Source organism: Gemmobacter aquatilis, assembly GCF_900110025.1.
Classification (GTDB): Bacteria; Pseudomonadota; Alphaproteobacteria; order Rhodobacterales; family Rhodobacteraceae; genus Gemmobacter; species Gemmobacter aquatilis.
Genome location: NZ_FOCE01000013.1, coordinates 1 through 19,590 on the forward strand (window position 1 = coordinate 1; position 19,590 = coordinate 19,590).

The 19,590-nt window shown below is 61.5% G+C and carries 21 protein-coding genes; 11 read left to right on the forward strand and 10 right to left on the reverse strand.

The features are described from left to right. On the forward strand, positions 1 to 307 hold a 307-nt coding region (locus tag BMX43_RS20030; RefSeq protein WP_217643977.1), incomplete at its 5' end, for a hypothetical protein. A 173-nt stretch (positions 308 to 480) separates the two neighbouring features. Here the strand turns inward: BMX43_RS20030 and BMX43_RS17065 are convergent. Beyond that, positions 481 to 1,539: a DUF475 domain-containing protein gene (locus BMX43_RS17065; protein WP_091303378.1), complete on the reverse strand. Its 1,059-nt coding sequence runs from the start codon at positions 1,537 to 1,539 to the stop codon at positions 481 to 483. A gap of 736 nt (positions 1,540 to 2,275) precedes the next feature. Continuing rightward, positions 2,276 to 4,498, reverse strand: coding sequence for a catalase/peroxidase HPI (gene katG, locus BMX43_RS17070; protein WP_091303379.1), 2,223 nt, complete (start codon positions 4,496 to 4,498; stop codon positions 2,276 to 2,278). A 440-nt stretch (positions 4,499 to 4,938) separates the two neighbouring features. On the opposite strand from katG, the gene BMX43_RS20515 reads away from it, so the two are divergent. Further along, complete coding sequence (locus BMX43_RS20515) at positions 4,939 to 5,130, forward strand: FAD-dependent monooxygenase (protein ID WP_425431814.1); 192 nt, start codon at positions 4,939 to 4,941, stop codon at positions 5,128 to 5,130. A gap of 7 nt (positions 5,131 to 5,137) precedes the next feature. Beyond that, the gene (locus BMX43_RS20520; RefSeq protein WP_425431815.1) at positions 5,138 to 5,380 is read left to right on the forward strand and encodes a hypothetical protein; all 243 of its coding nucleotides are present in this window, start codon (positions 5,138 to 5,140) and stop codon (positions 5,378 to 5,380) included. Between the two features lie 193 nt (positions 5,381 to 5,573). On the opposite strand, the gene BMX43_RS17080 is transcribed toward BMX43_RS20520, so the two are convergent. Continuing rightward, the gene (locus BMX43_RS17080) at positions 5,574 to 5,927 is read right to left on the reverse strand and encodes a cupin domain-containing protein (protein WP_091303380.1); all 354 of its coding nucleotides are present in this window, start codon (positions 5,925 to 5,927) and stop codon (positions 5,574 to 5,576) included. Between the two features lie 207 nt (positions 5,928 to 6,134). Between BMX43_RS17080 and BMX43_RS17085 the strand changes: the two genes are divergently transcribed. Next, the gene (locus tag BMX43_RS17085; RefSeq protein ID WP_091303381.1) at positions 6,135 to 6,728 is read left to right on the forward strand and encodes a GNAT family N-acetyltransferase; all 594 of its coding nucleotides are present in this window, start codon (positions 6,135 to 6,137) and stop codon (positions 6,726 to 6,728) included. A 131-nt stretch (positions 6,729 to 6,859) separates the two neighbouring features. On the opposite strand, the gene BMX43_RS17090 is transcribed toward BMX43_RS17085, so the two are convergent. Further along, positions 6,860 to 7,021 carry a helix-turn-helix transcriptional regulator gene (locus tag BMX43_RS17090; RefSeq protein WP_091303382.1) on the reverse strand — a complete coding sequence of 54 codons (162 nt, stop codon included), beginning with the start codon at positions 7,019 to 7,021 and terminating at the stop codon, positions 6,860 to 6,862. A 231-nt stretch (positions 7,022 to 7,252) separates the two neighbouring features. Between BMX43_RS17090 and BMX43_RS17095 the strand changes: the two genes are divergently transcribed. From BMX43_RS17095 to BMX43_RS17120, 6 genes are all read left to right on the forward strand, one after another. Next, positions 7,253 to 7,552, forward strand: coding sequence for a ribbon-helix-helix domain-containing protein (locus tag BMX43_RS17095; RefSeq protein ID WP_091303383.1), 300 nt, complete (start codon positions 7,253 to 7,255; stop codon positions 7,550 to 7,552). A gap of 92 nt (positions 7,553 to 7,644) precedes the next feature. Continuing rightward, entirely contained in the window at positions 7,645 to 8,040 is a 396-nt protein-coding gene (locus BMX43_RS17100) for a VOC family protein (protein ID WP_091303384.1), read from the forward strand. Between the two features lie 35 nt (positions 8,041 to 8,075). Continuing rightward, positions 8,076 to 8,597 carry a gluconate 2-dehydrogenase subunit 3 family protein gene (locus BMX43_RS17105; RefSeq protein WP_091303385.1) on the forward strand — a complete coding sequence of 174 codons (522 nt, stop codon included), beginning with the start codon at positions 8,076 to 8,078 and terminating at the stop codon, positions 8,595 to 8,597. A gap of 15 nt (positions 8,598 to 8,612) precedes the next feature. Continuing rightward, positions 8,613 to 10,181, forward strand: a complete 1,569-nt coding sequence (locus BMX43_RS17110; RefSeq protein WP_091303386.1) for a GMC family oxidoreductase — start codon at positions 8,613 to 8,615, stop codon at positions 10,179 to 10,181. 586 nt (positions 10,182 to 10,767) lie between these two features. Next, positions 10,768 to 11,100: a helix-turn-helix transcriptional regulator gene (locus BMX43_RS17115; RefSeq protein WP_091303387.1), complete on the forward strand. Its 333-nt coding sequence runs from the start codon at positions 10,768 to 10,770 to the stop codon at positions 11,098 to 11,100. Then, positions 11,090 to 12,400: a type II toxin-antitoxin system HipA family toxin gene (locus BMX43_RS17120; protein ID WP_091303442.1), complete on the forward strand. Its 1,311-nt coding sequence runs from the start codon at positions 11,090 to 11,092 to the stop codon at positions 12,398 to 12,400. The genes BMX43_RS17115 and BMX43_RS17120 overlap by 11 nt, the downstream gene beginning before the upstream one ends. A gap of 247 nt (positions 12,401 to 12,647) precedes the next feature. Here the strand turns inward: BMX43_RS17120 and BMX43_RS17125 are convergent, their stop codons facing one another. After that, entirely contained in the window at positions 12,648 to 13,406 is a 759-nt protein-coding gene (locus BMX43_RS17125) for an SDR family oxidoreductase (protein ID WP_091303388.1), read from the reverse strand. 57 nt (positions 13,407 to 13,463) lie between these two features. Continuing rightward, positions 13,464 to 13,820, reverse strand: a complete 357-nt coding sequence (locus tag BMX43_RS17130) for a putative quinol monooxygenase (RefSeq protein ID WP_091303389.1) — start codon at positions 13,818 to 13,820, stop codon at positions 13,464 to 13,466. Between the two features lie 311 nt (positions 13,821 to 14,131). Between BMX43_RS17130 and BMX43_RS17135 the strand changes: the two genes are divergently transcribed. Next, positions 14,132 to 14,923 (forward strand): SDR family NAD(P)-dependent oxidoreductase, encoded by a 792-nt coding sequence (locus tag BMX43_RS17135; protein ID WP_091303390.1) that lies wholly within the window; start codon positions 14,132 to 14,134, stop codon positions 14,921 to 14,923. 59 nt (positions 14,924 to 14,982) lie between these two features. On the opposite strand, the gene BMX43_RS17140 is transcribed toward BMX43_RS17135, so the two are convergent. The 4 genes from BMX43_RS17140 to ribB all read right to left on the reverse strand — a co-directional run bounded on the left by BMX43_RS17140 (position 14,983) and on the right by ribB (position 19,588). Beyond that, positions 14,983 to 16,854, reverse strand: coding sequence for a sigma-54-dependent Fis family transcriptional regulator (locus BMX43_RS17140; RefSeq protein ID WP_175482157.1), 1,872 nt, complete (start codon positions 16,852 to 16,854; stop codon positions 14,983 to 14,985). 66 nt (positions 16,855 to 16,920) lie between these two features. Further along, positions 16,921 to 17,466: a flavin reductase family protein gene (locus tag BMX43_RS17145; protein WP_091303392.1), complete on the reverse strand. Its 546-nt coding sequence runs from the start codon at positions 17,464 to 17,466 to the stop codon at positions 16,921 to 16,923. Positions 17,467 to 17,671: 205 nt separating this feature from the next. Continuing rightward, positions 17,672 to 18,856 (reverse strand): CaiB/BaiF CoA transferase family protein, encoded by a 1,185-nt coding sequence (locus BMX43_RS17150; protein ID WP_091303393.1) that lies wholly within the window; start codon positions 18,854 to 18,856, stop codon positions 17,672 to 17,674. Between the two features lie 60 nt (positions 18,857 to 18,916). Then, positions 18,917 to 19,588, reverse strand: a complete 672-nt coding sequence (gene ribB / locus BMX43_RS17155; protein ID WP_091303394.1) for a 3,4-dihydroxy-2-butanone-4-phosphate synthase — start codon at positions 19,586 to 19,588, stop codon at positions 18,917 to 18,919. Positions 19,589 to 19,590: the final 2 nt, after the last annotated feature.

A 19,590-nucleotide genomic window follows, 5' to 3' on the forward strand; every position in this document is an offset into this window, starting at 1 on the left:
ACAGTCTCTCGACTGCGCACATCATTCTGTTCTGTGCTTAGTTACCGAAGTAACGAAGCCGCAAAACAGTGAAGCTGTCACCTACATCATCGCCGAAGCTAGTAGGCCGATATGCAAGCATCCAATCGCCGAAACGACCAAACCGCCCACATATCTCTTCAATATTCCATCAATGTCAAAGAGCATGAAGTCAAAAACACAGCACCGCGCCAATCCTTTGGCGCGCCGCCAAGCCGCAACTCCTACCAGCTTCCCTCTCGGTCCGCCGCCCCGCCCCGTCCAGTCTTCCAACCGTCCGTTTCGGTGAGGCGGTATCTAGGCCCACCAACCAAAACCCGCAAGAGAAAAAATGCAGAAACCACCAAAAAACTTCCAGAGCCCCTGAAATTCCCAACATATTGACGCCAAATGACATTCCAGCACGATAGGTAGGGACACCCCTCGCCAGCACCTAAATCTTGTGTGACGAGGGGTGCAGTCTCACTCCGCAGCAGCTTCGCGGCGATTCCAGCGGATCGAGGACCAAAGGGCGACACCGATCAGCCCCGCGCCGCCAAGCCCGGTGATCACCTCGGGGATATGCACGAGTGTCTGGAAGTACATGATCACCGCAAGGATCAGGATCGCGTAGAACGCGCCATGTTCCAGGTAGCGGTATTGCGCCAGCGTTCCCCGCTCAACCAGCATGATGGTCATGGAGCGGACATACATCGCCCCGATACCCAGACCGATCGCGATGACGAAAAGGTTCTGGCTGAGGGCAAAGGCGCCGATCACGCCATCGAAGGAGAAGCTCGCATCCAGAACTTCGAGATAGAGGAAGGCACCAAGCCCGCCTTGCGCCGCAGCCCGCGTGCTTTCCTGCGACTTGTCGAGAAAGCCGCCCAGAACCTCGACCAGCAGGAAGGTCAGAAGGCCATAAATCGCGGAATAGACAAAGACATCGCGCTCAGCGCCTTCCAGCAGCCGCGAAAACAGCAGCGCCACGGTCAGCACGAAGGCAATTTCGACCCCCTTCACGCTGGCATATTGCGAGATGCGACTTTCCAACCAGTGGATCCAGTGGACATCCTTTTCTTCGTCAAAAAAGTAGCCCAAGGCCACCATCATCAGAAAGGTTCCGCCGAAAGCTGCAATGGGCAGATGCGCCTCATTCATGATGCGGGCATACTCTTCGGGCTGGGTGGCGGCCATCACCATCGCAGTCCACGGACCGACATTGGCGGCGATCACCACGATCAGCAGCGGGAAAACGATCCGCATGCCGAAGACGGCGATGATGATCCCCCATGTCAGGAAGCGGTGCTGCCAGACGGGGGTCATGTCTTTCAGCTTGTTGGCGTTGACGATCGCGTTGTCGAAGGACAGCGATATTTCCAGAACCGCCAGAACGGCACAGATGAAAAAGATCGTCAGGGTGCCGCCGATGGTACCGGTCGATTGCCACCCAAGAAGGGCCGCAAGTGCGAGGCCGATCACCGTGCTGATCAACGCCCATTTCAGATAGGAAATCAGGGATTTTTCGGTAGCGTAATCCATCACAGGGCCTCCACTGTGAGATTCTGCATAGTAGAACGGGAGCGCGCGAGGCGCGTCTGGCATGAGGGCATGAGAAATGCTTCACCGGCTTGCTTTAGCTGGCGGTGCCGACATCGCAAGAGCGCCGAAAACTCTCGCCAGAGGGGCCCGGTCACCGAACGGTGCAGCCAGAAGGGCTGGCCACGCCTCCAATCACCACGATAGCCCCAAATTGTCAATCTTTGTAGGGTTTCGACGCACAGCATCAAGGCAAGCGCGGCATCCATGTAACCATGGTGCCCCGCTTGTCTTCAGAATCATCTGCCTTAGAAGCGCCGCCGCGCCATGCCCAAAATCGGCTCCACCCGCGCGAAAGGCCGCCCGCAACGCGACCGCGGCCATCAGCGTATCAGTTTCGGACTTATTCCCGGCCAGCGCCACGCCATCCAAAAGGCGTACCAAGGACATACACCCGCTAAATCTTTCAGATGGAAGTCATCAAGCGTTAGCCAAGTCGCCAAACTCTGACTGCGGTCGATCATATGGGCCAGATCAAGACCACGGACCGCCTCCAGCTCCGCCAGTTCATTCGGGATCGGGAACAGCCGAGAGACCAATCGTTCCGACGCCCAGACTGCGCAGCATCACGGCAGGTCGAGATCGCCACGTCTGCCACTGGCGCGCCCTGCCCAGGAAAGCCTGAGCATGAAAACGGGCGCAGCCTCGACAGCTGCACCCGCTCCACCTCAGATCACGCTCACAAGTCGAAGCGGTCCGCATTCATCACCTTGGTCCAGGCCGCCACGAAATCCGCCACGAATTTCGCCTGTGCGCCGTTCTGGCCATAAACCTCGGCCAGTGCCCGCAGTTGCGAGTTGGAGCCGAAGGCCAGATCGACCCGCGTCGCCGTCCATTTCACCGCACCCGTTGCCCGGTCACGGCCCTCGAACAGATCCTGCGCCGCCGAAACCGGCGTCCAGACCGTGCCCATATCCAGCAGATTGACGAAGAAGTCATTCGTCAGTGTGCCGGGGCGCTGGGTAAACACCCCATGCGCGGTGCCGCCGTGGTTGGCGTTCAGCGCCCGCAACCCGCCGACCAACACCGTCATTTCCGGTGCGGTCAGCGTCAAAAGCTGCGCCCGATCCACCAGAAGCTCTTCCGCAGATACAGTGAAGGCTTTCTTCTGGTAGTTTCGGAACCCGTCAGCCATCGGCTCCAGCGGTGCGAAGCTTTCGGCGTCGGTCTGCTCTTGCGTGGCGTCCATCCGGCCCGGGGTGAAGGGCACCCTAACCGGCTGACCCGCCGCCTGCGCCGCCGCTTCCACGGCAGCCCCGCCGCCCAGCACGATCAGATCGGCCAGCGACACTTTCTTACCACCCGAAGCCTGTGCATTGAAGGCAGCTTGGATGCCTTCCAGCACCGCCAGCACCTTCGCCAGTTGTTCCGGCTGATTGGCCTCCCAATCCTTTTGCGGGGCAAGGCGGATACGGGCGCCATTGGCCCCGCCGCGCAGGTCAGACCCGCGGAAGCTGGACGCCGAGCCCCAAGCGGTGGACACCAATTCCGGGATCGTCAGACCCGAAGCCAGGATTTTTGCCTGCAGCGCGGCAATATCGGCACTGTCGATCAGCACATGATCCACGGCGGGGATCGGGTCTTGCCAGATCAGATCTTCCGCCGGTACCTCCGGCCCCAGATACAGCGCCTTCGGTCCCATGTCGCGGTGGGTCAGCTTGAACCAGGCGCGGGCGAAGGCATCGGCGAAGGCATCCGGGTCATCCGCAAAGCGCCGGGCAATCGGGCCATAGATCGGATCAAAGCGCAGCGACAGGTCGGCGGTGGTCATCATCGGCGGATGTTTCTTCGACGGATCATGGGCATCCACGACCATATCCTCGTCTTCCACATCCTTCGCATGCCACTGGATCGCACCGGCGGGCGAAGTCACCTGCTGCCATTCATATTTGAACAGCACTTTCAGATAGCCCATGTCCCAGGTGGTAGGATTGGGTTTCCAGGCCCCTTCAAAGCCGCTGGAGGTGGTATCGCCGCCGACACCAGTGCCCAGCGCGTTCTTCCAGCCAAAGCCCTGCGCCTCGATCGGCGCGGCCTCGGGGTCGGCACCGACCAGCGCTGCGTCCCCTGCGCCATGGGTCTTGCCGAACGTATGGCCCCCCGCAACCAGCGCCACGGTTTCCTCGTCATTCATCGCCATGCGGGCAAAGGTTTCGCGCACATCACGCCCCGAAAGCACCGGATCGGGATTGCCGTCCGGCCCTTGCGGGTTGACGTAGATCAGGCCCATCTGCACGGCGGCCAGCGGGTTTTCCAGCTCGCGCTCACCCGAATAGCGGCTGTTGGCCTTGTCCGAGGTCGCCAGCCATTCGGTTTCACTGCCCCAGTAGATGTCTTCCTCAGGCTCCCAAACATCAGCACGGCCACCGCCGAAACCGAAGGTCTTGAATCCCATGGATTCCAGCGCGCAATTGCCCGCAAGGATCATCAGGTCAGCCCAGGACAGGCTGTCACCGTATTTCTGTTTGATCGGCCACAGCAGCCGACGGGCCTTGTCGAGGTTCACGTTATCCGGCCACGAGTTCAGCGGCGCAAAGCGCTGCGTGCCGGACCGGGCGCCACCACGCCCATCGGCGGTGCGGTAGGTGCCCGCGCTGTGCCACGCCATGCGGATGAACAGCGGCCCGTAATGGCCCCAATCCGCCGGCCACCACGGCTGGCTGTCGGTCATCAGCGCGTAAAGATCAGCCTTCACCGCAGCCAGATCAAGCTTCTTGAACGCCTCGGCATAGTTGAACCCGGTTCCCATCGGATCAGAGAGCGAAGAGTTCTGGTGCAGAATCTTCAGATTGAGCTGGTTCGGCCACCAGTCCCGATTCGAGCGGCCTTTGAATGTGGTGTTGGGGTTGGCCCCATGCAGCACCGGGCACTTGCCGCTGCTTTTGATGTCATTTCCGTCCATGGTTTCCTCCGATCAGGTGTGCGCGCATATTTGAGTCCGGCCTTGGTGGGGCGGCGCATCGCCGCCCTCTTGGCTCTTCTTTTCGCTGAATAGTCATAACAGAGCATAACGATTAGACTAACTTGGATTTTCTGATTGAACGGATAACCCGCACTTATGGAACATCCGAAACCAGAAGTCGGTTCCAGGCAGGAGTGAGCATCAGAATCCCAGTCTCGGGCTGGGCGGCATGTCTCATCTGGCCTTCAGAGGACCGCCTATTTCTACTGCGATACCGTCGAGTTGGGCAGCCACTATATCGGTTCACCGGGTAAGGACCGCAGGCAACCGCCTGTTTACTGGCTCCGCGGTTCACCCCCTTCTTCCGTGAGTAGGGGTGGGGCAATCGCTGCACCCTGAGACTGCTTGCCATCATTGGTGGAGGCCCTTCGGATCTTTTGTTGTCACAGCTTTTGAACAAGGCCGGTATTTCCACTGTAGTTCTTGAGCGGAAAAGCCGCGACTATGTGTTGGCCCGCATTCGGGCCGGTGTTCTGGAAACCGGCACGGTCGAGATGATCCGGGCCGCAGGTGCCGGGGCGCGGATGGATCGCGAGGGCATTCTCGCACGATGGTTGCCACCTGGCGCATAATGGCCGGATGTTCCACGTTGACTTCAAGCAAGCCTGTGGCCGTCAGGTCATGGTCTATGGCCAGACGGAGGTGATGCAGGATCTTTACGTGGCTCAGGATGCCATCGGCGCCACTATCATCCACAATGCCGACAATGTGGCGCTGTACGACCTGACCAGTGCACCACCGGCAAGAGCAGATGGTTGGCACAGCCCACCTCATGGATCACCTCAAGATCGGCCCGCGCCATCAGGCCCTGCAACGGGCTGATACGGAAACCCTGCTGCAACATGCATGAGTGGCGCCTTTGGGCGCGCTGCAAGGTTTCATGAAGATGAGGCCGGGGGCGGGCACGTCGATCCTGCCCGCCCCTGCGCAAGGGGCAGGCTCGTGCAAAAGCCATGAACATCTGAAAGGGGCTATTCTGCCAGATTGGCCACGGGAGGTACCCGGGCCAATCGCATCATTTCAGCTTGATGCAGAAGTGTTTTCTGACGGGCTTTTCGATCTTCCAAGTTCCTTTGAAACCAGGCTCGACGGTAAAGGCGTCACCGGGATGCAGCGTTACGGGGGCACTGCCGTCTGGCGTGATGGTGATCTGGCCCTCGATCAGGTGAACGAACTCGTAGAACTTGTAGCTGGCGTGCCATGTGCCTGTCGTTGCTTCCCAAGTGCCGCTGATGACACTGCCGTCAATCGACGTGTGCTGGACCCATGTCTTCATGGTCGGATTGCCCTCGACCTTGGTCCAGCCCTCCAGATCGGTCAGCAGTGGCTCGGGGCCGGGCGTGGGAAAGCGGAAAACCATGTCGCTCATTTCAATCCTTCCAGATTTTGCGTAGGTCACTGTTCTTTCGTATTTCTCAGAAGGTCGGCTGGCAAGAACCAACGACAAGCAGCGGGCGTGCCCTGCCGTTATCCGTTGCCTGACGCTGTGCGATATCTGACTGCCACAGACGCGATGAATCGTCTATGCACGCAATGAATTGCGCATGGTGCGGGTAGCAAAGGGACAAGGACAAAAATGGAGATCCGGACAGCGAAAGCGTCGGACGCCGGGCATCTGGTCCGGTTCATCAACATGGCGGCGGACGATCTGCCGCTGCATTTCTGGCAACGATCCGTTGGCCCCGAAGGCGATCCCTGGGTTTATGGCAAAGAACGTGCCGCGCGCGAGACTGGGAGTTTTTCGTATCGGAACGCATGGCTAGCCGAACTGAACGGCGATGTAGCCGCATGCCTGTTGGGCTATCCGTCCGAGGATGCGCCAGGACCGTTGGACCCCGACACACCCGCAATCTTCGTCCCTCTGCTAGAGCTTGAAGCACTCGCGCCGGGGTCCTGGTATTTGAACGTGCTTGCGACCTATGACCAGTTCCGCGGCAAGGGCTGCGGCAGCGCGCTTTTGGACTATGCCGAAGATGTAGCACGCCGCGCAGGCCACAGGAGCATCAGCCTGATCGCCGCAGACACACATCAGAATGCGCTTCGCCTTTATGCAGCCCGAGGGTACCGCGAAGTTGCCAGACGTTCGGTTGTCAAAGGGGACTGGCAGGTCGATGCAGAGGAATGGATCCTGTTTGCAAAATCCGTGGATTCCGACACGTCAGAGCCGTAATGGCGCGGGTGCACTTTTCAGCTGTCGCATCCCAGCACCCAAGGTGCCGCGCATATATCACAGCCTCAGCCATGCGAAGCCGGAAGCGGGCCTTCAGATCAAAGCGGTCGAGTTGCGGCTTTGGGCCGACCTTACTCTGCGAGATCATCCAAGCTTACGCCGAGGGTACCGGCCAAGGCGCGTAGTGTTGCTACAGAGCCTCGCTTGCGGTCGCTTGCGATCTCAACGACCGTAACGTGGTTCACGCCTACCTTTGCTGCCAGTGTTGCCTGCGTCAGACCGCAGGCGGTCATGTTCTTCACAGGGGATCGTCGTCACCTCGTTCATGTCATGCCCTGTCAGTCATAGATGCCGCCGTGGCCCGATATCAAGGACGGCCACGCTGTTGCGCAAGGTCGGCGGCACATGCACTGCCTGGAACCCGCGTAGCCACCTCGCGGGTGGCCGCGCTACTGTTTCACAATGGTGAATTGACGACTCGTCCGATCCGCCCCACCTTTTAAAGATCAAGGGGGGATCCAGCAGTGTGCCAGATGTTCGCGGGGCAAGACCCCGCCCGCTATGAATATGTCACTCGTCGTCTGCGACTGAACGGTCAGTCCACCAGCATCCGTCTGGAACGTGCCTTTTGGGGCATCGTGGACCAGATGGCCAGCAAAGACGGGACCACGACGCCTGCATTCCTATCAAAACTGCATTCCGAAGTGTTGCAGCAGCACGGCGAGGCGACGAACTTCACGTCGCTTTTGCGCTGCGCCTGCACCATCCATCTGGGCGAGTATGATCAGGTGCCACAAACGGATAGCCGCTTTGCAGCCGAATAAGCAGAAAAGCGGTCTGTAGTAGTCCGCTACTACCCACGTGCAAAGTTGGTTCTCTAACCTTACCAAAATCGACTGCGATGTTGGGAGGGTACATGGCCAAGGCAATTCATTCGATGATCCGCGTGCTGGACGAAGCGCGCTCATTGGCCTTTTACGAACAGGCTTTTGGCCTGAAGGTGGCCGAACGGCTGGATTTCGACAGCTTCACGCTGATCTATCTGTCCAACCCCGAAAGCACGTTTGAAGTGGAGCTGACGGTTAACAAGGGCCGGGCGGAACCCTATGCGTTGGGCGACGGCTACGGTCACCTCGCCGTCTCGGTTGCCGATGTTGACGCCGAACATGCGAGGCTGACCGCTGCGGGCCTTGCGCCGCGCAAACTGGTTGACTTTGCCCCCGCGGGCAGCGTCATCGCCCGCTTCTTCTTCATCGCCGATCCGGATGGCTACCAGATCGAGGTCTTGCAACGGGGCGGCAGGTATCTCTGACGCTTCTACGCCGACGACAATCAAGGGAGGATCACATGACTAAATTGCAAAGGACAGGTCTCACCCGCCGCGCACTGCTTGGGAGGGCAGTCGCAGCCGGGGCGCTGACGGTCACAGGGGTGGGCTTCATTGCTGCCCCAAATGCCGCCTGGGCGCTGGAAGTGACGGTGATTACGCCTGCGCAGATGGCGACGCTGTTGCAGATGGCGCGCGACATCTACCCGCATGATCAGGTGCCGGATCAGTTCTATGCCGTCGCCGTCAAGGGCTATGACGCGGAAGACAAGAAAGACTTCGTCGCCACCGGGATCGCCGAACTTGATGCCGCGGCCCAAGCGCAGGGCCATGCGGATTACGTCAGCATCGGCTGGGAGGAAGACCGCGTAAAAGTTCTTCAAGCCATTGAATCTTCACCGTTCTTCCAAGCCATTCGCGGCGGTCTGGTGACTGGGCTTTATAACCAGAAAGAGGTCTGGCCGATCTTTGGCTACCAGGGGGAAAGCTTCTCTCAGGGCGGTTACATCAACCGCGGCTTCGACGACATCAACTGGCTTTAAGGGGGGGACCGACACATGGCAACGTTTGATCTGAACGACGACAGCGTCGTCGTCATCATCGGAACCGGGGCGGGGGGCGGCGTCCTTGCGAATGAATTGGCGCAAAAGGGCGTCAAGGTCGTGGCATTGGAAGCCGGAGGCCGTTACCTGCCGGAGGACTACATCAACGACGAATGGGAAAGCTTCGGTCAGCTTGCCTGGCTGGACACGCGGACAACCTCGGGCGACTGGCGGGTGGCCAAGGATTTCTCGGGGCTGCCGGCCTGGATCGTCAAGGCTGTCGGCGGTACCACCACCCATTGGGCTGGCGCGTCGATCCGCTTTCAGGACCATGAATGGAAGGCGCTGACAACCTATGGCCCGGTCGAGGGGGCGAACCTGCTCGACTGGCCGATCGACGGGGCCGAAATGGCACCCTGGTATGAAAAGGCCGAAACCAAGCTGGGTGTTACGCGCACCGGCGACCGCGCGGGGCTGCCGGGCAACAACAACTACAAGGTGTTCGAAAAGGGCGCCAAGGCCCTTGGCTACAAAGAGGTCCACACCGGCCGCATGGCGATCAACTCCTCCGAGTATGACGGGCGGATGGCTTGCCAGCAGACCGGGTTCTGCTTTCAGGGCTGCAAATGGGGCGCAAAATGGTCTGCCGCCTACACAGACATCCCCGCTGGCGAAGCAACTGGCAACCTTGAGGTGCGCGACCGCAGCCACGCCGCGCGCATCCTGCACAACGACGAAGGCAAGGTTACCGGCGTCGAGTATTTCGACAAGGATGGCAACCTTCAGATGCAGAAGGCCCGCATCGTCTGCGTCGCTGGCAACACCATCGAAAGCCCGCGTCTTCTGCTGAACTCGGCCTCGCCCATGTTCCCGAACGGGCTGGCCAATTCGTCCGACCAGGTCGGGCGCAACTACATGCGGCACGTCACCGGATCGGTCTATGCGATCTTCGACAAACCCGTCCGCATGTGGCGCGGCACCACCATGGCCGGCATTGTTCAGGACGAAGCGCGCCATGATCCCGCGCGCGGCTTTGTCGGCGGGTATGAGCTGGAAACCCTCTCCCTTGGTCTGCCGTTCATGGCGGCCTTCCTGAACCCGGGCGGCTGGGGGCGCAGCTTCACCACTGCACTCGACCACTACGAGAACATGGCCGGGATGTGGATTGTCGGCGAGGACATTCCGCAGGCCGACAACCGTGTTACGCTTTCCGCCGATGCCAAGGACCAGTTCGGCCTGCCGGCACCGAACGTGCATTACTCGGACCACCCCAACGACGTGGCGATGCGCAATCACGCCTACAAACAGGGCATCGCGATGTATGAGGCGGTCGGTGCCACCCGCGCCTTCCCGACCCCGCCCTACCCGTCAACCCACAACCTTGGCACCAACCGCATGTCGGAACGGCCTGAGGACGGTGTTTGCAACAAATGGGGCCAGACCCACGACATTGCGAACCTGTTCATCTCGGACGGCTCGCAGTTCACCACCGGGGCAGCGGAAAACCCGACGCTGACCATTGTGGCACTGGCCATTCGGCAAGCTGACCACATCGCCAGGGAAATGAGCGCGGGAAGCATCTGAGCCGGTATCGCAGTTTTCGGCGCGCGAGGGAAACCTCGCGCGCCGAAACACGTTGGAGCGCGGTCTGCTTCCAGTTGCCGCTTTTCGGATGCTGCGCTGCTGCGAGGTGTAATTAGCCAATGCTCGCCTTGGGGTGAGGCTGTGTGGAGATTTTCGGCTGTGGCAGCCTCCCGCAAGGCAGCGGGGATGCGCTTGGCGGGGTTCATCCAGGGTACGGATCGGGGCCAGTCAGTGCTTTTTCCAGATCGTCTGGACGGCTGGATCGACGAGGACAGTCGGCACGACCAGAGCCCGGTCCCGGTCCCGGCCCTGCCGGGATGTGCCATCGGCTTTTCTTTTGAGTCCAGAAGGGTCGGCTGGAGGAGGACAAATCTCTCCCAAGGCCCTCGATGTAACTTTACTGCGCGGTGAATATGACCAAGCGACTGATTTTGCATCGAGATGCAAATTTAAACAGCCATGATCAGGCTATATGGGCATTAAACTGGCCGTAGCTTGACAAAAGCTCCAGGAAGAGTAGGCTGATCCGTTAAATGCCCATAAAGCGCTCTTGCGCTCGTTATACTACCCAGAGAGGCTCTCTCAGATGAAACGAATTAGGAGCTACTCAAGGGTTACGACAGAAGCGCTGTCCCTCTTTGGCAAGTTGATCAAGACGACACGGCTGGAACGTGGCCAGACATCAGAGGAGGTTGCTGATCGGGCAGGCATAAGCCGCACGACCTTGCGCAACATCGAAAACGGCAGCGCAGGAACCGAAATTGGCGCAGCCTTCGAAGTCGCAGCACTTCTTGGAATCCGTCTTTTTGACCCCGATCCATCTTCCCTTGCGCTGCATACGGCACGCCTTGATGAAAAGCTGACATTGCTGCCGAAGGCCGTGCGCGCGCCTACCGCGGAGATAGATGATGACTTCTGACTCCGTGCAAAACAAAGGGGCCTTTGTCTGGATATGGCTGCCAGGCGAAACCGACCCGGTCGTCGCGGGCCGGCTCGCGCTAGATCAGGACCGCTATGTCTTCAACTACGGTGCCAGCTATCTGGCCCGCAGCGACGCGATCCCGATTTATGAGCCCGAGCTTCCGCTTGGCCGGGGACTGATTGAACCGCCGGCCGGGTTGTCAATGGCCAGCAGCATTCGCGACGGATCCCCTGATGCCTGGGGACGTCGTGTGATCATCAACCGTCTGATCGGGGCAAAGGCTGCGGAAGCAGCCGGCCTGTCGGAACTCACCTTCCTGCTACAGTCGGGTTCGGATCGCATCGGCGCTCTGGATTTCCAGGAGTCCGCGACAAACTATGTGCCGCGCCTTAAGGCAAGCGCGCCTTACGAAGAGCTTCTCGAGGCCGCGGCCATGATCGAGAAGGGAGTGCCGCTTACCCCGACTCTCGACCTCGCGCTTAATCATGGCACCTCGATCGGAGGTGCCCGTCCCAAGGCATTGATCGACGACGGTGATCGCAAACTGATCGCAAAGTTTTCGGCAAGCGCCGATATCTATAACGTGGTGAAGGCTGAGTTCATTGCCATGAAGCTGGCTTCAGCCTCAGGCCTGAACGTAGCACCCGTCTCCTTGATCCGCGCGGCAGGCAAGGACGTTTTGCTGATCGAGCGTTTCGACCGCGTAAAGGCCGCGAACGGCTGGCACCGGCGGGCGATGGTCTCAGCCCTTACAATCTTCGGTCTTGACGAGATGATGGCGCGCTATGCTTCCTATGCCGACCTTGCCGAGATCATCCGGCACAGGTTCACCGATCCGAAAGACACCCTGAGAGAGCTTTTCGCGCGGATCTGCTTCAACATCCTTTGTGGCAACACCGATGACCACGCGCGTAACCATTCCGCATACTGGGACGGCAAGATGCTGTCGCTGACGCCTGCCTATGACATTTGTCCGCAAGGTCGAACGGGCTCCGAGGCCACTCAGGCGATGCTGATCACGGGTGACAACCGACGCAGCACGCTGGCCAGTTGCCTGGCTGCGGCTCCAGCTTTCCTGCTGGACGCGGACAAGGCGACAAAGATCATGCTTCAGCAAATCACTACGATCGCGAACCATTGGGCTCGCGTCTGTGATGAGGCGAAGCTGGGCCAGACCGACCGCAGCCTTTTTGCGGGCCGTCAGTTCCTGAACACTTATTGCGCTCAAGACCTCGGCAGAGAAGCCGCCGTTTTGCGCGAGACGTTCGAGGCCGCGCACGCAAAAATCCTGGCCTGAGCGCAGAGATTACGCGCTTTTACAACCCGCATCCACTCGCAGCGGCACGCTTTTGGCCCCGGTCTTTCGACCGGGCCTTTGCTTTGGCGATCAATCGCCGCAGCGGGTGTTGGGGCGGGACCTGATGCGGCTAGCCGCACAAAAGCAGTGCCCGCATAGGAGCGGTTGAACGCATCCATGCCGTTAAATCGGGGATACGCGAGGTGGGGAATAAAATGCGCGAAGCAGGTCACGTTGATTGCATTCATCAAACGCGCTGACGACCACCGTCAACCACAACATCAGATCCGTTCACAAAATCACCTGCCTCCGAACAGAGATAGATCGCCGCATTGGCCACGTCGGCGATCCGGCCAAGGCTGCCCAGCGGCACCGAAGACAGGGGGCCCGCATCGGGATACAGACGGCGCACCCCTTCTGTGTCCCCGATGGGGCCGGGCGCGATCGTGTTGCAGCGGATCCCGTCCGGCCCCCATTCGACCGCCAGCGTGCGCACAAGCGACATGACCCCCGCCTTGGCCGCAGCGGCATGCGCGCAACCGGGCCAACCGTCCAGCGCCCGCATGGTGGTGATCGCGATGAAGCGCCCGCCGTGGGGTGAGGCTTTCAGCGCAGGATAGGCGGCCTTGGCCGAATGAAACGTGCCGTGCAGATCAATGTCGATCACCGTGCGCCATGCATTGAAGGACATGTCGGAAAAGGGCAGGATGAAGTTCCCCGCCGCATTCGCCACCATGATGTCCAGCCCGCCAAAGCGGGCCACGGCCATATCGACCATGGCCTGCATCGCCCCGTCCTCACGCACATCGGCTACAGCGGCAAGCGCCGCGCCTCCCTCGGCCCGGATGGCACCAGCCGCCGCCTCAAGCCGTTCGGCATTGCGGCTGGCGATCACCACCCGCGCGCCAACCCGGGCAAGTGCCCGGGCAATACCGAAGCCGATCCCGCTGCCACCGCCGGTGATCAGGGCCGTGCGACCGGCAAGGGCAGTCTGGCTGAAGGTCATCTGCAACCCGTAGAATTGAAGGCGCAGAGCGCATTGCCGCCCTGTGCCATGTGGCGATTACTTGGTGAAACCGTCAAACGGGGTCAGGTAGACCGCGCCGAACCCGTCAAGGATGGCCCGCGCCTCGGGCGAAGGCACCCCGTAGACAACGAAGCTTTGAACCCGCGCCAGAGCCCCGAACGCCTCGGCAAAGCGCGAGAAGGTCTGGGTGACGTGGGTAACCACCGCCGCGGAATCCCGATAATGTTCAAGGATGTGGATGGAGGACTGGTCAGCCGACACGTTGTATTCATAGGCCATGGAGCCTGCCTCGGCCCGCGTCGCCTCGACCAGGGGTGACACGACGGCCTTGAAATCGGCGAATCTTTCCGGTTCGACCGCGAACACGCAAACCCAATAGATATCTTCTTTCATTTCGGAATCTCCCCCTTCCCGCGCGGTCAAGCCCACCCGGTCATGGCTATATCCGCCGTCAGGACGGCGCTTTTCTCAACTGTCCCTTCTGCGACATCCGTCCTGAGACAGGTTGCACCGGCCCGCTGCGCAAGGGCTGCCGTCTCCTGCGCGACAGGAGCGGCACCGGGGAATGCCGCATTTGATGCAATTGCCGGGCGCGCGGGCGCGTGTTGGGCTGCACGCAGGGAGGGTTCGGCGCCCGGCGGGCATGCGCCGGAACAGACAGGCGCCGACACCTGCTGACCACGACCCATGAACAGGAGGAAGACATGGCGCAGTCGCAGTTTTCGTTGGAAGGCAAGATCGCATTGGTGACCGGCGGCGGTCGCGGCATTGGCGCAGGCATCGCGCAATGCCTCGCGCAGGCCGGGGCCGATGTGGTGATCGCGGATTACACGATGGAGCTGGCCGAAACCGGCGCGCAGACCATCGCCGCCCTGGGCAAGCGCACCGCCGCACTGCAGGTCGATGTGCGCGAGCCCGACAGTGTCGCCGCCATGGTGGAAGCGGTCGAAAAGCAGTTCGGTCGGCTGGACATCGCAATGAACAACGCCGGGGTCGTCAGCCTGGGCGGGGTGGAGGAGCTGACGCTGGAGCAGTGGGATGACGTGATCGACATCAACCTGCGCGGCGTGTTCCTGTGCTGTCAGGCCGAGATCAGGGTGATGCGCAAGCAGAAGTTCGGGCGGATCATCAACACCGCCTCGATCGCGGGCAAGGTGGGCTTTCCGCAGTTGTGCCACTACAGCGCGTCGAAATTCGGGGTGATCGGCATGACCAATGCGATTGCCAAAGAGGTGGCGAAAGACGGGATCACCGTCAATGCCCTGTGCCCCGGCATCGTGGGCACCGGCATGTGGCGCGGCGAAACCGGCCTGTCGGGCAAATGGGCGCTGCCGGGGGAAACCGAGGAAGCCTCGTGGGCGCGCCACCAGCAGATCTTCCTGCCGCAAGGCGAGGCGCAGACGCCCGAGGATATGGGGCAGATGGTGGTCTATCTCGCCTCTGCCCCGCATGTGACGGGGCAGGCGCTGGCGGTGGATGGCGGCTTCTCGCTGTAAGTGCCTGAAAGACCAAGGCCGCCCGTGGGGGCGGCCTTTTTCGGCACAGGCCTGCCGGATCAGCTTTCCTCGCGCGCCTTCTGGATCTGGATCTTGCGATACAGCGTCGCGCGCGACACCCCCAGATACTTCGCCGTCAAAGAGACATTGCCGCCGTTGTAGCGCAGCGCCGCCTCGATCTTCGAGGCCTCGGATTGTGACCGCGCCGTCAGATCCTTGCGCGCGATCTCGTCCACGATGTCATCGGGCAAATGATCCAGCCGCACGGATTTACCCTCGGCCAGCGCAATCGCGTGGCGCAGGGCAAGGCGCACCTGACGCAGGTTGCCGGGCCAGTAATAGTTCAGCAGCACAAGGCGCGCCTCTTCCTCCAGCTCAAGCGCCGGCTTCCCAAGCGCCGCCCGCTCCATCTGAAACAGGCCGCGGATCGTTCCGGCAAGGTCCGGGTTGCTGCGCAGCGGCGCAAGCGAGATCGCGCCCCCCTTCAGGCGGTGCAACAGATCGGCGCGCAGCTTGCCCTCCTTGACCATCACCTCAAGATCCAGCGCCGTGATAACGATGATCCCCAGCCCGTTCGCCCCGGACTGGCGATCATGTTCCAGCAGCGCCAAAAGTGCGGCCTGCCCTGCCGGTCCAAGTTCGTTGAACCGGTCGAAGATCAGGCAGGCTTTCGGACGCGTCAGGCAGGCCTGCAACACACCGCTGGTTTCCAGCTCACGGTCCAGCGTGGCGCAATCTATCAGCACCAGTTCGCCCTCCTCGCCCGAACAGCGGCGGGCGACGGTCTGGGCAAACACCGTCTTGCCCGTGCCCGTCTCACCATGGACAATCAGCGGCAGACCCGCTGACAGCAGCCGCTGCGCCCGGTCCATCGCCTGTGCCATGATCGGATCGATGCGCAGATCGCCCGGCGCCGGATCGGCATTGCGCACCGGAACAATTGCCGGGCGGGCCGAGGCGGCCCCTTTGCCCTGGCTGCGCGCCACACGCCCCGTGCGTGTTTCGGGGATCGACAGGACCGCCTGCAATGTCCGCCCCTGATAGGACAGGCTGATCGGGCGATCCGGGCGCATGTCAGACAGCGCCGCATCCAGATCAAACAGCGTTTCGGCCGAGTCGCCGATCAGGTGCTGGATCGGACAGCCCAGCAATCTGGCCACATGCGAACTCCCATCCAGAATGCGGCCCGTGTCGTCCAGCGCAAGGCGGCCTTCTTCGGCCAGATCCATGGTTTCGGCGCTGTTCACCAGGCGCAGTTGTACATTGCCCCGGTGCATCCTGCCGAAATAGGCATTCTCGATCCGCCGCGCCGAGCGTTCGACGATATTGCGCACGACATTGTTCATCCGCGCATCCACTTCGGCGCGGGCCGAGGTCACGTTGATGACGCTTTCAATCGCCCCCTGCCGGCCGAAAACCGGCGCGGTCAGGCAGGTCAGTGCCTGCGTCGCAGCGCCATAATGCTGGCTGCCAACGATGGAGACTGACTGGCCCACCCGCAGGCAGGTGCCCACGCCATTCGTGCCCTGCCGCTCTTCCGTCCAGACGGACCCCGGAATGACACCAGAACCTGCAAGCTCGCCAAGATACTGGTAGTCACACCGGAACAGCAGCATCGCCCCCTGTGGCGAGGCGAGCGAGACCAGATATTCGCTGTCCACCAGACGCGAGAACAGCCGCTCCACCTCGGGTTCCGCGATGCGCAGAAACTCCTCGCGCTCGTCCAGCAGCAGGCGCAGTTCGGTATGGCCCAGCACCTCGGCCCGCGGCACGCGATCAGGCAGCAGATTATAGTCGGCAAGGCAGCGCTTCCACGATTCGGCCACCACATCGGGCAACCGCGCCGCATCGCCCAGCCCCCGCGCCCGGCGGATACTGTCGATCTCTTGCCAGACGGGGTCCGCCGGTCTGATTTCGTCACTCGTTTTCATGTCCCACATCATGCCCCTCCCAAGACATTGGATGCGAAAGCCGTTCCCTCGGGGTGCGGCTTGTCCTTATGCGTAAGCGCGACCCGCCAGCTTGGCGGGCCCCCCGTTGATCCAGATCAGCGGATCGCATTCACCCGCGCCACTGCCATCTGCCAGCCGGACCCCGTCAATCCGCCCAATGAAGACCGTCTGATCTTCATAACTCTGTGCGGTGGCCACTGAACAAAAGAAGCTTGCCGTCGCCGTTGCCAGATAGGGCAGCCCCCCCAGACCGGCGCGCCACGTCCCGTTGGTGAATCGTGAGGCCCGCAGATCGCTGCGGCTGAACTTGTCGAGCAGCTCGATATCCTTGCTGGTGATCTGGTTCAGACAATACATCTGGCTGTCCCGGATCGCCGGATAGGCCGAGGCCGCGTGGCTGACCGCAACGATCATCGACGGCAGGTGCGACGAAAACGGCACTGCCGTCGTGACGGCAAGCCCGTGATAGCGCCCCTCGGGATCGCGCGTTGTCAGAAGCGAGATGTTGACGGCCGTGCCGCGCAGGCTTTTTCGCAGAGTCTCCGAAAACGCGGCATCGGTATCGCAATAGACGCCTGTCACGTCATCCACCTCGTTGTTCGAAGAATCTCACGCAGATCGCCATCACGAAGTCCCTCCCTCCGGACAGAGATTACCGGGATCGGTGGGCCAAAGCCTATGCCTCAGATGCGAAAGGCGCCCGTCTCAAACTGTCTCACCTGAGACGGGCGCGGTGTCTCAGGCTGGGCAGAGGTGGCGCGCATTGCGGTGCGCCTGCCCTATGGCCTGCCTTGGCTCAGATCACGACTTTCGCCGCGATCAGTTCCTCCACCCGCGCCGCGCCAAGCCCGAAACGCGCCAGCACCTCGCGGCTGTGTTCGCCGATGGCGGGCGGCGGCAGATGCACCGCGCCGGGCGTGCGGCCCAGTTTCACGGCAATGCCCGGCCCGCGATAATCGCCACATTCGACCGTCATTTCCCGCGTGGCGGTGTGGGCTTGCGCCAGGGCCTCTTCAACCTTCAGCACTGGCGCGCAGGGCACACCCAGATCCATCAGCCGCTGAAACAGGGCCATGCCGTCATGCGGCGCCAGCAACGGGATCAACCGGGCGCGCAGGCTGTCACGGTTCACCACGCGGTCGCCATTGGTCAAGAAGGGGGCTTCGCTGGCAAGCCCCGCCTCGCCCAACTCGCGGCACAGGTTGCGGAACTGCCGGTCATTGCCCACGGCCAGAAACAGCGGCACGGTGCCGGTGGGGAACAGGTCATAAGGCACGATATTGGGGTGGCCATTGCCGGTGCGGATCGCCTTGCCACCGTTCAGCACATTGGCGGCATGGGGGTGCAGCATGGCGATCGCCGTATCATACAGCGTCACCTCCACCATCTGCCCCTTGCCGGACCGGTTGCGTTCCAGCAGGGCCAGCAGGATGCCCATGCAGCCATACATGCCGGTGCAGGTGTCCACGATCGGAATCCCGATCCGGCAGGCGTCATCAGCGGGATTGCCATTCACCGCCATCAGCCCCGACATGGCCTGAAGCGCCGCGTCATAGCCGGGCAACCCGCCAAATTCCCCAGTTTCGCCAAAGCCCGAGACCCGGCAATGCACCAGATGCGGAAAGCGCCGGGTGATTTCGGACAGGTCGGACAGACCCCATTTCGCCCAGGTGCTGGCCTTGAAATTCTCGATGAAGACATCCGCCGTTTCCAGCATCTGGAACATCAGCGCCAGCCCCTCGGGCTGCGTCAGATCGACGGCCACATCCTTCTTGTTGCGATTCAGCCCCAGATAATAGGGAGCCACCCCATCGACGAAAGGCGGGCCGAACCGACGGGTGTCATCGCCGTCGAACGCCTCGACCTTGATGACCTCGGCGCCATGATCGCCCAGCAACTGCCCGGCAAAGGGCCCGGCCAGCACACGCGAAGCATCGACGACGACAGTGCCTTCAAGGCAGCCGGAAGGGGGCGCAAACATGGAAACCTCGTTTCACGAAAGAAGACGCGCGGGCCTGTGGCCCGCGCGGCAGGGATGCGATCACAGATCGCCGCGCTGGCGCCGCCAGTCGATCATCTCGGCCACCGAGATTTTCAACAGGCCGTGGCGTTCGGCGAAGACGTCGATCTGATCGCCTGCCATCATCGAGCCATCGCGGTTGACCATCTCGCACAGCACGCCCACCGGCACATGCCCCGCCAGGCGCACCAGATCGAAGGCCGCCTCTGTATGGCCTTCGCGCGTCAACACGCCGCCCTCCCGCGCGCGCAGCGGAAAGATATGGCCGGGGCGGCGCAGGGCCGTCGGGTCGGCAATCTCGGCGGACAGCGTGTGAAAGCTGAGCGTGCGGTCCTTGGCCGAAACCCCGGTGCCGCAGGCCTTCGCATCGCAGGTGACGGTAAAGGCCGTTGCATGCGGATCGTCATTGTTGGCCACCATCGGCGGAAGGTGAAGCGCATCGGCACGGGTGCCACTCATCGCGGCACACAGAATGCCGGTCGAGTGGTTGACCATGAAAGCCACCATTTCAGGCGTAATGGTGGCCGCCGATGCGATCAGATCGCCCTCGTTTTCCCGCGAGTCGTCATCGACCACAATCACCATCCCGCCTGCGGCGATGATGTCGATTGCCAGGCTGACGCGCTTGTCGGGCTGGGTGTCTGAAAAATATCCTGCCTGGTCAGACGCCAGGATCACCTTGTCGATGTTCATTT

Excerpts from the sequence above, each read along its gene's own strand:
- BMX43_RS17090 (WP_091303382.1), bottom strand. The coding sequence starts at position 7,021 with ATGACCGCCTGCGGTCTGACGCAGGCAACACTGGCAGCAAAGGTAGGC.
- BMX43_RS17140 (WP_175482157.1), bottom strand. The coding sequence starts at position 16,854 with ATGAAAACGAGTGACGAAATCAGACCGGCGGACCCCGTCTGGCAAGAG.
- katG (WP_091303379.1), bottom strand. The coding sequence starts at position 4,498 with ATGGACGGAAATGACATCAAAAGCAGCGGCAAGTGCCCGGTGCTGCAT.
- BMX43_RS17105 (WP_091303385.1), top strand. The coding sequence starts at position 8,076 with ATGACTAAATTGCAAAGGACAGGTCTCACCCGCCGCGCACTGCTTGGG.
- BMX43_RS17110 (WP_091303386.1), top strand. The coding sequence starts at position 8,613 with ATGGCAACGTTTGATCTGAACGACGACAGCGTCGTCGTCATCATCGGA.
- BMX43_RS17115 (WP_091303387.1), top strand. The coding sequence starts at position 10,768 with ATGAAACGAATTAGGAGCTACTCAAGGGTTACGACAGAAGCGCTGTCC.
- BMX43_RS17135 (WP_091303390.1), top strand. The coding sequence starts at position 14,132 with ATGGCGCAGTCGCAGTTTTCGTTGGAAGGCAAGATCGCATTGGTGACC.
- BMX43_RS17125 (WP_091303388.1), bottom strand. The coding sequence starts at position 13,406 with ATGACCTTCAGCCAGACTGCCCTTGCCGGTCGCACGGCCCTGATCACC.
- BMX43_RS20520 (WP_425431815.1), top strand. The coding sequence starts at position 5,138 with ATGTTCCACGTTGACTTCAAGCAAGCCTGTGGCCGTCAGGTCATGGTC.
- BMX43_RS17150 (WP_091303393.1), bottom strand. The coding sequence starts at position 18,856 with ATGTTTGCGCCCCCTTCCGGCTGCCTTGAAGGCACTGTCGTCGTCGAT.
- ribB (WP_091303394.1), bottom strand. The coding sequence starts at position 19,588 with ATGAACATCGACAAGGTGATCCTGGCGTCTGACCAGGCAGGATATTTT.
- BMX43_RS17065 (WP_091303378.1), bottom strand. The coding sequence starts at position 1,539 with ATGGATTACGCTACCGAAAAATCCCTGATTTCCTATCTGAAATGGGCG.
- BMX43_RS17120 (WP_091303442.1), top strand. The coding sequence starts at position 11,090 with ATGACTTCTGACTCCGTGCAAAACAAAGGGGCCTTTGTCTGGATATGG.
- BMX43_RS17085 (WP_091303381.1), top strand. The coding sequence starts at position 6,135 with ATGGAGATCCGGACAGCGAAAGCGTCGGACGCCGGGCATCTGGTCCGG.
- BMX43_RS17080 (WP_091303380.1), bottom strand. The coding sequence starts at position 5,927 with ATGAGCGACATGGTTTTCCGCTTTCCCACGCCCGGCCCCGAGCCACTG.
- BMX43_RS17100 (WP_091303384.1), top strand. The coding sequence starts at position 7,645 with ATGGCCAAGGCAATTCATTCGATGATCCGCGTGCTGGACGAAGCGCGC.
- BMX43_RS17130 (WP_091303389.1), bottom strand. The coding sequence starts at position 13,820 with ATGAAAGAAGATATCTATTGGGTTTGCGTGTTCGCGGTCGAACCGGAA.